The sequence below is a fragment of the Brevibacillus sp. FSL K6-0770 genome (genome assembly GCF_038000275.1).
Taxonomy (GTDB): domain Bacteria; phylum Bacillota; class Bacilli; order Brevibacillales; family Brevibacillaceae; genus Brevibacillus; species Brevibacillus parabrevis.
In genome coordinates this window covers 4,916,826-4,928,498 of record NZ_JBBOBQ010000001.1, presented here as the reverse complement: position 1 = coordinate 4,928,498, position 11,673 = coordinate 4,916,826, and the positions used below count along the sequence as shown (strand labels likewise).

At 53.8% G+C, this 11,673-nt stretch carries 12 protein-coding genes; 8 read left to right on the top strand and 4 right to left on the bottom strand.

The features are described from left to right. Nucleotides 1-30 precede the first annotated feature (30 nt). The 5 genes from NST23_RS23430 to NST23_RS23410 all read left to right on the top strand — a co-directional run bounded on the left by NST23_RS23430 (nt 31) and on the right by NST23_RS23410 (nt 6,055). The gene (locus NST23_RS23430) at nt 31-594 is read left to right on the top strand and encodes a GNAT family N-acetyltransferase (protein WP_122964426.1); all 564 of its coding nucleotides are present in this window, start codon (nt 31-33) and stop codon (nt 592-594) included. A 97-nt stretch (nt 595-691) separates the two neighbouring features. Further along, nucleotides 692-2,434 (top strand): ABC transporter ATP-binding protein, encoded by a 1,743-nt coding sequence (locus NST23_RS23425; protein ID WP_122964427.1) that lies wholly within the window; start codon nt 692-694, stop codon nt 2,432-2,434. 28 nt (nt 2,435-2,462) lie between these two features. Then, nucleotides 2,463-4,559 carry an ABC transporter transmembrane domain-containing protein gene (locus NST23_RS23420; RefSeq protein ID WP_173596714.1) on the top strand — a complete coding sequence of 699 codons (2,097 nt, stop codon included), beginning with the start codon at nt 2,463-2,465 and terminating at the stop codon, nt 4,557-4,559. Next, nucleotides 4,556-5,776 carry an MFS transporter gene (locus tag NST23_RS23415; protein WP_255679265.1) on the top strand — a complete coding sequence of 407 codons (1,221 nt, stop codon included), beginning with the start codon at nt 4,556-4,558 and terminating at the stop codon, nt 5,774-5,776. The genes NST23_RS23420 and NST23_RS23415 overlap by 4 nt, the downstream gene beginning before the upstream one ends. Nucleotides 5,777-5,872: 96 nt before the next feature. Then, nucleotides 5,873-6,055: a hypothetical protein gene (locus NST23_RS23410; RefSeq protein WP_122964430.1), complete on the top strand. Its 183-nt coding sequence runs from the start codon at nt 5,873-5,875 to the stop codon at nt 6,053-6,055. 132 nt (nt 6,056-6,187) lie between these two features. On the opposite strand, the gene NST23_RS23405 is transcribed toward NST23_RS23410, so the two are convergent. From NST23_RS23405 to sppA, 3 genes are all read right to left on the bottom strand, one after another. After that, the gene (locus tag NST23_RS23405) at nt 6,188-7,198 is read right to left on the bottom strand and encodes a CAP domain-containing protein (protein ID WP_122964431.1); all 1,011 of its coding nucleotides are present in this window, start codon (nt 7,196-7,198) and stop codon (nt 6,188-6,190) included. Nucleotides 7,199-7,329: 131 nt separating this feature from the next. Further along, on the bottom strand, nt 7,330-7,800 hold the full coding sequence (locus tag NST23_RS23400) for an RDD family protein (RefSeq protein ID WP_173596715.1): 471 nt from the start codon (nt 7,798-7,800) through the stop codon (nt 7,330-7,332). 16 nt (nt 7,801-7,816) lie between these two features. Then, complete coding sequence (gene sppA / locus NST23_RS23395; protein ID WP_122964433.1) at nt 7,817-8,788, bottom strand: signal peptide peptidase SppA; 972 nt, start codon at nt 8,786-8,788, stop codon at nt 7,817-7,819. A gap of 184 nt (nt 8,789-8,972) precedes the next feature. Here sppA and NST23_RS23390 point away from each other — a divergent pair, with 184 nt between their 5' ends. Next, nucleotides 8,973-9,701: an amino acid ABC transporter ATP-binding protein gene (locus tag NST23_RS23390; RefSeq protein ID WP_217365093.1), complete on the top strand. Its 729-nt coding sequence runs from the start codon at nt 8,973-8,975 to the stop codon at nt 9,699-9,701. A 48-nt stretch (nt 9,702-9,749) separates the two neighbouring features. Here the strand turns inward: NST23_RS23390 and NST23_RS23385 are convergent, their stop codons facing one another. Further along, nucleotides 9,750-10,451 carry a polysaccharide deacetylase family protein gene (locus tag NST23_RS23385; protein ID WP_122964434.1) on the bottom strand — a complete coding sequence of 234 codons (702 nt, stop codon included), beginning with the start codon at nt 10,449-10,451 and terminating at the stop codon, nt 9,750-9,752. Between the two features lie 141 nt (nt 10,452-10,592). Here NST23_RS23385 and NST23_RS23380 point away from each other — a divergent pair, with 141 nt between their 5' ends. Both NST23_RS23380 and NST23_RS23375 read left to right on the top strand, forming a co-directional pair. After that, nucleotides 10,593-11,405, top strand: coding sequence for a DUF2797 domain-containing protein (locus tag NST23_RS23380; RefSeq protein ID WP_122964435.1), 813 nt, complete (start codon nt 10,593-10,595; stop codon nt 11,403-11,405). Between the two features lie 57 nt (nt 11,406-11,462). Continuing rightward, entirely contained in the window at nt 11,463-11,636 is a 174-nt protein-coding gene (locus NST23_RS23375) for a hypothetical protein (protein WP_173596716.1), read from the top strand. Nucleotides 11,637-11,673 lie beyond the last annotated feature (37 nt).

Sequence of the window (11,673 nt, the reverse complement as noted above, 5' to 3'; positions counted from 1 at the left end):
GAAAGCGAATGAGAAGGAGGAGCGGTTATCATGAGAACGATCCCGATTTCCGAAGAAGCATTTCTCAAACAGTTGGAGTTGTCGGATGCCAGCGAAATGTTTTGGCTCACCGATACGAACCGATCCTACCTCAAAGAGTGGCTGCCTTGGCTGAATTACACGAAGTGCGAGGATGACACGAGCTATTTCATCCAAAGAACGATTCAACAGTATGACGACAATCAAGGGATTCACTACGGAATCTGGTATAACGGTCGGATGGCCGGGACTCTCGGTGTGCACAATCTGGACTGGATCAACAAGAAGACATCACTGGGCTATTGGCTTGGCGCCGGCTTTCAGGGCAAGGGGCTGATGACCAAAGCAGTGGCGGCGTATATGGATCACCTTGTTTTCGGTTCATGGAACTTGGAGAAAATCACGATTCAGGCGGCGACAGGCAATTCGAAAAGCAGAGCGATCCCCGAGAGACTCGGCTTTCAACTGGAGGGAATCCTGCGGCGCAATGAGTTTTTGTATGACCATTTTGTCGACCATGCCGTGTACAGCATGTTGAAGGAAGAATGGCAGGAAAGAGCCAGACAAAAAAGGTAGATTGACAAAGAAAATTCAGTCAATTACGATGAAGGAAGCAAAAAGGGGCTGCGCGATTCGCACGCCCTTTTTTGCTCGATAAAAAGAGGTGATTAGCTTGAAGACACTCAAGGAGCTATCCTGGTTTTTTCGTGCCCACTGGAAGCGGTACACGATCGGCATAGCCTTTTTGTTTTTCATCGACATTTTGATGCTCTGGCCGCCGCGGCTGATCGGCGAGACTGTCGACGCGATGCGCAACAGCTCTTTGACTGCCCAAGACTTGACGCGGACAGTCACGATTTTGCTCGCGCTTGGGGTCGGGCTGTACGCGATGCGCTTTGCCTGGAGGTATTTGCTGAACGGCGGCGCGTTGATTTTGGAGCGAACTTTGCGAGAGCGGCTTTTCGGGCATTTGACCCGGATGACGCCGTCTTTTTACCATCGCAAGCGTAGCGGTGATTTGATGGCTGTGGCAACCAACGACATTCCCGCCATCGAGCAGACGGCGAGTACCGGAGTGCTCACGCTGGTCGATTCGTTGTTCATGACGCTTTTGACGCTCGGAGTCATGGTGACCGCGATCGACTGGAAGCTGACGCTCGCCGCTTTGATTCCGATGCCTTTTTTGGCCTGGTCGACTGCCTATTACGGCCGCTTGCTGCATGAGCGCTTTTACTTGGCGCAGGAAGCGTTCGGCGAGATGAACGATCACGTCCAGCAGTCGATTTCCGGCGTGCGGGTACTGCGGGCGTTTGTGCAGGAAAAGGAAGATATTGAAGCCTACAGAAGAGTCAGCGAGAAAACGCTGGAGCGAAACGTCAGCGTGTCGCGGATCGACGCCCTGTTCGAGCCGACAATTGCCATCATTATAGGTTTCAGCTTTTTGATCGGGCTTGGCTATGGAACATACCTTGTCTTTACGAGCGCGATTTCTTTGGGGGAACTGGTCGCCTTCAACCTGTACCTCGGGCTGTTGATCTGGCCGATGTTCGCTTTTGGCTGGCTAGTCAATGTGTTGCAGCGTGGCGGCGCGTCCCACAAGCGTCTGTCCGAGCTGCTTGTGGAGCAGCCCGATGTGCACGAGGTTGACCATCCGATTGCGGCAGAGACACCCCATACAGTAGAAGCTCGCCACTTTTCGTTCGCCTACCCGGGCAGTGACAAGCTGGCGCTGTCCGACATTACGTTTTTTTTGCGCGAAGGGGAGACGCTGGGCATTGTCGGCCGGACAGGGAGCGGGAAGTCGACCTTGTGCCGCGCTCTTTTGCACCAGTATGAAATGAAAAGTCAGACGCTGTTCGTCGGAGGCGTGCCGATTGAGGAGCTGTCTTTTGATACGCTGCGGCAAAAGATCGCGTATGTGCCCCAGGAGCACTTGCTGTTCTCCCGCACGATTGCGGAAAACGTCTCGTTCGGCAAGCCGGGTGCGAGCGAGGCGGAAGTGCTGCACGCGATGCGGCTGGCGGAAATGGAGAGCGACCTGATGCAATTCCGCGAAGGATTGAAAACGATGGTCGGAGAAAAAGGCGTGACGCTCTCCGGGGGACAAAAGCAACGAATCTCGATTGCCCGCGCCCTGCTGCTCGATGCGGGCATCCTCGTCTTGGACGATTCCTTGTCGGCGGTTGACGCACGCACGGAGGAGGCGATTTTGCGCCATCTGCGCCAGGAGCGTGCCAACAAGACGACGATCATTACGGCGCATCGCCTGTCTGCCGTCCAGCATGCCGAGCTGATCCTCGTGCTCGATGAGGGGCGAATTGTCGAGCGGGGAACACATGCCGAGCTGATGCAGCAAAACGGCTGGTACGCCGAGCAGTATCGCAGGCAGCAGATGGAGCAAGACGTTGCTGGATAAATCGGCATAGTGGGAGGGAGAGCGTTTCGTGAGTAAAGAAAAAAGCTGGAAGCGGCTGGTTGAATTTGCCCGGCCGTTTCAGAAACAAATATGGGGAGCGCTGTTCCTGCTTTTACTTGGAACCAGCGCGGAGCTGGCAGGCCCTTTTCTCGCCAAGGTGATGATCGACAATCACATTTTGGCGATCCAGAAGCCGTGGTATCAGCTGGAAGAACGGCCGCAAGCGTCAGCCGAAAAAGCGGTCGCCATCCAGGATCGGTATTATATGCGCGAAGATGCGCTCCAGGAGGCGGGGTTGACTCGGGAAAGCGTCCGAGGCGCAGAAATGACCGTGCTTTCCGAAGGAGCTACGTACTATTTAATGGAGGGCAAGCTCAGTGAGAATGCCCAAAATACGGAAAAGAAGTTTGCGCCAGTCGAGCCGGAAAATGGCCGGGAGCGCTTCGCGGTAACGACGGAAGCTGCTGACGGAACGGAAACGACGTTGACGGGCATCAAGCTGACAGCCGACGAAGTGCTGGCGCTGTATCAAAACGACGTGCAGCCGATCATCTGGCTGTCAGTCGGGTACGGGGCGCTGATTTTGCTGTCGGCGTGCTTCAACTACATCCAGATTTTGTGGTTGCAGACGACCGCCCAGCGCATCATTCAGCGCATGCGGATGAAGTTGTTCGTTCATTTGCAAAAGCTCCCGGTGTCCTTTTTTGACAAGACACCTGTCGGCTCGCTCGTCTCCCGCGTCAGCAACGATACCGAAGCGATCCGCGAGCTTTACGTGAGTGTGCTGGCTACTTTTGTCCAGAACGGCATTTATTTGGTCGGGATTTTGATCGCGCTGTTCGTGCTCCAGCCGCAGCTCGCTTTGTTTTGCTGTTTGACGGTTCCGCTGCTCGTCGCTTTGATTTATGTATACCAAAAGTACAGCTCGCGCTACTATGCGGTGATTCGGGCGAAGCTGGGCGACATGAATGCCACTATTAATGAAATGATTCAAAACATGACGATTGTCCAGGCGTTTCGCCGCGAAAAAGGCGTGCAGGAAGAGTTCGCGCAGGTGAACGAGAGCTACTTCAAGATGCGGATGAAGGAGATCAACCTGGAATCTCTTTTGCTGCGGCCTGCTGTCGACTTGATCTGGAAAATCGCCCTGACGGTGATCATCTGGTATTACGGTTCCGCGTCTTTTCACAGTGTCATCTCGTTTGGGGCGCTGTTTGCCTTTGTCGATTACATGGGACGTTTTTTCGAGCCGATCAACATGATCATGAATCGTCTGTCGCAAATGCAGCAGGCAACGATCGCCGCGGCTCGCGTGTTCGATATTTTGGATACGGCGCCGGAAACGGAGCAGGCCGGCAAGCAAATCGAGCGGCCGCGCGGGGAAGTCGTTTTCGACCAAGTATCATTCGCTTACAACGAGGATGACTACGTGCTCAAAAACGTCTCGTTCACGGCAAAGCCTGGTCAGACGATTGCGCTAGTCGGTCATACCGGATCGGGAAAAAGCTCGCTGATGAACCTGCTGCTCGGTTTTTATCCGGTGACAAAAGGAAGCATTTTGATTGACGGGCAAAACATGCGCGAGATCGATACGCATTCGTTGCGCAGCCATGTAGGGCTTGTGCTGCAAGATCCGTTTTTGTTTACAGGTACGATCGGCTTCAACATTCGCATGTACGACGACGCGATCTCGGATGAAGATGTCGTGCAGGCAGCCAAGGCGGTGCGGGCTGATGAATTTATTACCCGCCTGCCGAACGGCTACGAGGAACCAGTCGTGGAGCGCGGGATGACGCTGTCAGCTGGTCAGCGGCAACTCATCTCTTTTGCCCGCGCGCTGGCTGCCGATCCGGCCATTCTGATTCTCGACGAGGCGACCGCCAGTATCGACAGCGAAACAGAGCTGGCGATCCAGGAAGCTTTGCACGTCCTGTCGCGTGGACGTACGACGTTTATCATTGCCCATCGGCTTTCGACGATTCAGCATGCCGACCAGATTCTCGTCCTCTCCCGGGGAGAAATTGTGGAGCGGGGCAATCACGAGGAACTGATGGCGCAGGATGGACTGTATCAAAAAATGTACCAGCTTCAACAGGGCAGTGTTTCTGTTAAACTGGGTGGATAGAGGTTTTTTGGAGAGAAAGGAGCTTCAACACCATGTCTTCATCGCGCTACACCTTCTGGGTGTTGATTTTGGTGGTAGCCATAGCTGGACTGAGCCAAGGGTTGAGCATTCCGTTGTTGGCTGTGCTGTTGGAAAAGCAGGGCGTGTCATCTGTCATGAACGGACTGAACGCCGCCGCCCTGTACATCGGGATGGTATTGGTTTCGCCCTTGCTGGAAATTCCGCTCCGGCGGATTGGTTACCGATCCACGATTTTGTGGGGGATGCTGCTGCTTACCGTCGCGACAGGGCTGATTCCGCTGTTCAGCCATCTGGCCGTGTGGTTCGTGCTCAGGATGCTGATGGGGATCGGGGATACCAGCTTGCACTATTCGAGTCAAATGTGGGTAACGAAGATCGCCTCGCCGCAAACGCGCGGGCGCGACTTGTCCCTGTACGGTTTGGCGTACGGAGTGGGCTTCAGTATCGGGCCGCTGGGCTTGAATTTGTTGCCGCTGGGACTGTGGGTGCCTTTTGGCGTGCTGCTGTTTTTGTACGCCATCGCTTTTTTGCTCATCTTGCGGATTCAAAACGAGTTTCCCGAAGCGATTGTGCAGGCGGAAAAGAAACAGAACAAGTACGCCACGGTTTTGCGCATCGGTTGGCTGTCCCTGATTCCGTCTTTCTTGTACGGATTCATGGAGACTTCTTTGAACGGCAGCTTCCCGGTCTACGCGCTGCGCACCGGGCTGTCGATTGAATGGGTATCGCTTATTCTCCCGGCGTTTGTGGTAGGCAGCATCATTTTGCAAATGCCGCTTGGCACTTTGAGCGATCGGATCGGCCGCAGGCAAGTCATGCTCGCTTGCGCCATCGTCGGCGGAGTTGCTTTTTTCCTGTTCCCGCTCGCCGGGGAAAACGTTTGGCTGATGATGCTTTTGCTGGCGATTGCCGGAGCAGCAGTCGGTTCATTTTATTCGCTCGGTTTGGCCTATTCCGCCGATATTTTGCCTGCGGCGATGGTGCCGACCGCAGGCATCATTGCCGGAATCAATTTCGGTGTGGCGAGCATTCTCGCGCCGAATGTCAACGGCGTGCTCATGGAGTGGTGGGAGCCGTGGACGATGTTTTGGGTAATGGGGGCGCTGCTGGTTGTTTTTGCCGCAGCCTGCCTGTTTGCGAAAAACAGCAAGTCGCAAGATACACAATGCTCGTTGCCTTTGCAAAAACAAGGGTGACAGGGGGCAAGCCAGATCGCCATCTCTCGTGTTTGTTCGAGGGATGGTTTTTTTCTGTGGGAAAAAAGCATAAACGGGCGCAGGGGAGGGAAGCGTATGAATAAAGTAGAAATGCTTGTGGAAGGGGTTGACCCGATGCTGACTCCGTGCATATTCAAGCGGGGACTCGTCTGGATTTTGTTTTTCGTTCTCAGTCTGGTCGTTATCCCGTTCTTTTCTGACGAGGGCCAGACACCGCCCGCGAATCCTCCTGCTGCGAACGCTGCTGCCCAGCCGTAGTTGGCTTGGCGAGCGATTTTTGCAGATGTAGACACGCTCCGTTACATGAACTTTGGGGCAGGACGTCGCGACGTTTTGCCCACAAAAAACACGCCAGGTCAGTCCTTGGCGTGTTTTTCTTGGCTATAGCGTTTATTTGGTGACGAAGTTTTGCGTGTAGAACGGCTGACCGGCTTTGATCACGACACCGACGCCCAATTGCTTGTAGTTTTGATTCAAAAGATTTTGGCGATGCCCGGAGGAGTTCATCCAGCCCATGTGGACTTCAATGCCGTCCAACTGGCCGTAGGCGATATTCTCTCCCGCATAGCTGTAGCGAATGCCCGCTTTTTTCAGGCGGTCAAACGGGCTTCCGGTCGTCGGCGAATTGTGGCTGAAATAATTATGCTGCGCCATGTCATTGCTGTGCGCACGGGCGACGACTGCTACCTGCTCGTCCCACGTCAGGACAGGCAGCTTGGCACGCTGCCGCGCTACGTTCAGCAAGTCGAAATTTTCTTTCTCATAGGCGATTGCCACTTGCTTGATTTGCGCATCCGTCAGCTTGGGTGCAGCGGGCAATTCCGTGTACACAATCGGATACATCAAGCCCATGGCAATAGTGGCAAAGTGCTCGGGCGTAGAGATGCGGACACCTGCGACCTTGTTTCCGCCCAATTGGTCGATGGAAAAGGTGAATACCTGATTGTTTTGCATATAGGTCGGATGGCTAAGCGTATTTTCCTGAATGCGCAAGCCAGACGTGATCGGCAAAGTGCTTTTCGGCGCTCCCCACGCATCTTGCAAAGCTTTCGTGGTCGAACCGATGGTCACTCCCCCGACGTTTACATTCGCTCCGTTGGAAAACAGCGTGACGGCTTTGCCGTTCTGGATGCCTACTTGTATGTAATGGTTCAAGTCCCGATTGTAAATCCACCATTCCACTCCTGTGTGGCTCGGGTCTTTGCGTGCTGGCTTGCCCAGCTTTTGCTCGACTTGCGCGGCAGTCATTCCGAGCGCAATCCCGTAGGTCGACACGGATTTGACGGCAGCTTGCTGGGTGGAGACAGGGGAAGCCGCTGTCACAAAAGTGGGCTGCAGCTGACCCAACAGCGCCAGGGAAAGGCCAAAGGCGAGGATGCTGGCTACTTTTTTCTTGTTCATCTGTCTACCTCCTCGGATGGAAAAGCTTTGGTTGATACAAGTATCGGTGTATGCACAGGCGAAAAACAGAGGCTAAGGATGCAATTTATGTCGAAAAAAGGAACAAGCCCCACTGCAAGAGTGGAGGCTTGTCATTTGCGATCCCATATGACGTACGTTTTGGCGAGCAAGTCGTGCCAGCCCTGCTTTTGCGGATTCCAGCCCACCCACATGTAGCCGATGCAAAAGACGAGCGAGGAAAGCAGCTTGCCAAGCACCTCGCGCAAAATGACTTGTCCGCCAGTCAGCCTGCCGCGAGCGTGCCTGGCGCTGATGACGCGGATGCCGATAATTTGCTTCCCCAGCGTCTGACCTGTCCACCATGTCAAAAGAACTAAATAAAGCAGACCGAACAGCGCTTCCAACAGATCGATCAGCGAAAGAAAGTCGCCGGATATGCCGAGATTGCGGCGAAGCGGATTGAAAAACAGCATGCTCACGCCAACCAAAAACAGCGAGTCCAAGAGAGTAGCAGCTACCCGAATCCAAAAGCCTGCAAACTGATGCTCGCGCGGCGGCTCCTGACTGTTTTCCAAAGCTTGAATGGCATCTGGATCGCTCATTCGTTTCACTCCTTTATCAAAACGAAGGGATAAATTGGTACAACAGTCGGGGAGAGCTTTGGCGCTGCAAAATGTTCCCGATTCCAAGCGGGTCCGGATTGGACCAATGCTGCTTCAAGCTGAACAGTAGCTTGCTGATGGAGAGCTGATCACTGTAGCGCACGACCATGGCGTCTTGCTCCCCGGAGAGGGAGAGCGCGTGCCGGGTCGCTTCTTCCAAATCGCCGAACTCATCGATCAGCCCGAGCTTTTTGGCTTGCTCGCCGGAATACACCCGTCCATCGGCAATTTCCAGCACGCGTTGGCGCGAGAGATTGCGGCCTTTTGCAATCACGTCGACGAACTTGCCGTAGCTTTCATTCACCAGCGACTGAAAAATTTGCCGCTCAGGCTCGGTCAAAGGACGCGCCGGACTGCCGATATCCTTGTACCGCCCGCTTTTGATCGCAAACTGCTTGACTCCCAGCTTGGCAGCCGCTTCGCTGTAGTTCACCAGCGAGAAGATGACGCCTAGACTTCCGGTCAATGTATTCGGATTGGCGAAAATCGAATCTCCAGCCGTCGCCAAATAATACCCGCCTGACGCGGCCGTGGAGCCCATGCTGACGACAATCGGAATATCGCGGAGCTGTTTGAGCCGCAAAAGACGGGTGTGCAGCTCATCGGTAGCGACAACCTCGCCGCCGGGACTGTCGATCCTGAGCACCAACGCCTTGACCAGCTCATCTTCCTCGACTCTCCGCAACTGTTCGGCGAGCAGCTCTGCCATGGAGGGCATCCCGGTTGCGTTTGGCTCCCCGGAAATGACGCCGTTTACGAACAACTGCACGATCTTGCTGCTGCCTGAGCCGTACACAATATTTTCTTCCCAGGCAAATCCGGGATTGTCGGCCAGCTCTTCATACCCTCCAGCCAAGCCTTCCACGGTAATGCCTGCGAAAAAGACAACCAGCACGATCAGGAGGGCGACCCATTTTTTACGATGCATGAAAACCACCTCCCCTTTAGGATGAGCAGCGAAGGGAATCATTACGCTGGGACGGGCGTTGGAAAAATGCGGATTGCTGGGAATACCAAAAAGAAGTAAGAGTATTCATGCAATTGCTTCTATATTGCGGTACAATATGATTGTGGAATACAGCGAACGCAGCAACTGCAATAGGGGGATGACAATGATCATACAAGTGACTGATTTGACCAAAAGCTACGGAGAGCTTCAGGTTTTGAAAGGAATTACGACACAGGTGGCGGAAAAGGAGGTCGTGTGCATCATCGGGCCGTCCGGGTCGGGCAAAAGCACCTTTTTGCGCTGTCTGAACCAGTTGGAGCCATTGACCAGCGGAAAAGTCGTCATCAACGGTCACGACTTGTCGGACCCCAAGACAGACATCAACAAAGTCAGGGAAGAAGTAGGCATGGTTTTTCAGCGCTTTAACCTGTTTCCGCATAAAACGGTTTTGGAAAATGTCATGCTCGCTCCGATCAAGGTCAGAAAGCTCGCGCATGAGGAAGCTCGCAAGCAAGGACTGGCATTGCTGGAAAAGGTGGGGCTGCAGGACAAGGCAGACGTTTATCCGGAGCGGCTGTCCGGGGGGCAGATGCAGCGGGTCGCCATCGCCAGAGCGCTTGCGATGAATCCAAAAGTGATGCTGTTTGACGAGCCGACTTCCGCGCTTGACCCGGAGCTGGTAGGAGAAGTGTTGGCCGTGATGAAAAGCTTGGCCAAGGAAGGAATGACCATGGTGGTAGTCACGCATGAAATGGGATTTGCCAAAGAAGTGGGCGACCGCATCATTTTCATGGATCAAGGCATTATCATGGCTGAAGGAAGTCCCAAAGAGTTTTTTGACAACATCAGCCATGAACGCCTGCGTTCTTTCCTGGGAAAAGTGCTTGCTTAAAAGCAACGGCACCTGCTGCATCGCCGCAAGCGATCGCGACGGTGCCTTTTACTTGGACGCGTCGAGCAGCTGAGAGACCGTGACAAAGCGATAGCCTTGCGCGCGCAGATCACTGATCAATTCTTGCAGGGCAGCCACCGTCTGCTTTTGGTTCAGGCCACCATCGTGAAACAAAATGATATCGCCGGACGAGACGTTGCTTTTCACGCTTTTGGCAATGACCGAGGCAGTTCTGGCCAGTGACCAGTCTCTGGGATCGACAGACCAGTGGATGATGTCGTAGCCGCTTGCCTGAACCGCGTTCATGACGTCGTGGGTCATGACGCCGCCAGCCGGACGATAATATTGGGCGAGAATGCCAGTAGTTTTCAGGATGGAGCGTTCAGCGTGCTTGAGATCCTCGTACACCTCGTGCTCCGTCAGTTTATTCAGGTCAAAATGATGATAGCCGTGGTTGCCGATTTCGTGTCCGGCTTTGTAAATCCATTGGAGCACTTTCGGATGCTTGTCTACCTGGGAGCCAAGGACGAAAAAGGTAGCTTGCACCCCGTTTTTGTGGAGCACTTCCAAAATTTTCGGAGTATAGGTAGCGTCCGGGCCGTCATCAAAGGTCAGGGCGACTACCTTTTTGTTCGTGTCGATGCGGTGAATCGGCTCATAGGAAGGGAGCAGTTCCTTCGCAAAAGCAGGAGTGCTCCCGAAGCCGAGCAGGCAGACGATCAGCAATGCAACGAGCGAGCCGCGGCTCATGGCGGATGCCTCCTTTTTACTGAAGATGCTTCTAGGTTCACCCATGCTGGAGAAAACATGCTGCCAAAAGAAAACAGCGCCCGGCGCAGACAGACAATATGGTAAAATGAAAGAACTGTAATGGGGAGAGGAGAGAATGAAGTGGAACTCCGCGGTATCCTGCATGGGCTGACCCATGACTATCATGGAAAAGACAAGCCTGTCGACTATTATTTGAACATCGGGGAAGAACGCATGCCCTTGAACGAATGGCTGGGCAGTGAACTGTCCATTGCTTTTTTGGGGCAAAAAAATTGCATCGCCTGTGGGCGGAAGACGAACAAAACATTCAACAGCGGGTACTGCTACCCCTGTTTTACCAAACTGCCGGAAAATGACTTGTGCATCGTCAAGCCGCACGAATGTCATTTTGACCAGGGAACGTGCCGGGATGAAAGCTTCGGCGAACAGTATTGCATGATCCCGCACTACGTCTATCTGGCAGTTTCCAGCGACATCAAGGTCGGGCTGACGCGCAAGCACAATCAGCTCAAACGTTGGGTGGATCAGGGAGCGATTCGGGCGATTCCGATTGCGGAAGTGCCGACACGCCGGATGGCAGGCGAGCTGGAGTATCACCTGAGCCAATTTTTGCCGGACAAGACCAACTGGCGAAAAATGCTCAAGGGCGACGTCAAGGAAATCGACCTGATTGCGATGCGCGATGAAGTGTACAGCCATTTTCCCGAACCGTTCAAAGCTTTCCAATATAGAGAAGACGAATGGGTGGACATTACATACCCGATTTTGGAATCGCTGGACAAAATCAACTCGAAAACGTTGGACAAAGAAGAACAGCTCGGCGGACGACTGATTGGCGTTAAAGCGCAGTACCTGATTTTCGAAAACGGCGTGTTCCAGGTGAGAAAGCACGCCGGCTATCAGGTGGAAATCAAAACGGCTCATTCTGCATAAGTTCGCGCAAACTCCTCACACTGAAAAAGCAAGCCGATGAGCGAGGAGGAAGCGGGCATGGAACAGAAAATCGAGTATACGCAGCCGCTGACCGGAACGTTGGCTGAAGCGGTGGAAACGCAGAATGCAAAGCAGCTGGGGGTTCCTTATTCGCCGCTTGCCAACATGTGGCAGGTAAACCCCGGGAATGAAGCGGTGGAAAATGAAGAGAGCGAAGATGCTTATTCATGAACAAAAAACAAGCCTCCAGCCCACGAGCTCGTGTGGA